This window comes from Streptomyces sp. O3 (assembly GCF_054788135.1).
Genome location: NZ_JBTVYK010000162.1, coordinates 1 through 317, shown reverse-complemented (window position 1 = coordinate 317; position 317 = coordinate 1). Strand labels below are relative to the sequence as shown.

Here is a 317-nt window from a genome sequence, read left to right as displayed (position 1 = left end):
CGCAGCCCGTCGGTGAGCAGCGCCAGGTCGGGCGCCTCCTGGCCGCGGCTGGCCGACACCCGCTCGACGGCCTCCAGTTGGTCGGTGAGGACCGACTTGGAGTCGTGCAGCAGGCGGCCGACCAGGGTGGACTTGCCGTCGTCGACCGATCCGGCGGTGGCGAACCGCAGCAGCGTGGTGGCCGACAGCTGCTCGGCCAACTGGTTGGTGCTGGTGGACATTTAGAAGTACCCCTCGCGCTTGCGGTCTTCCATCGCGGCCTCGGACATCTTGTCGTCGGCGCGGGTGGCGCCCCGTTCGGTGAGCCGGGACGCGGC

Annotated in this window: 2 pseudogenes; both read right to left on the bottom strand. The window is 71.0% G+C overall.

Annotated features, from left to right (window positions below):
* Window positions 1–221: pseudogene (locus ACX6XY_RS30170) on the bottom strand (hypothetical protein); the annotation flags it as partial.
* Window positions 222–317 (bottom strand): annotated as a pseudogene (locus tag ACX6XY_RS30165) (sulfate adenylyltransferase subunit CysD); the annotation flags it as partial.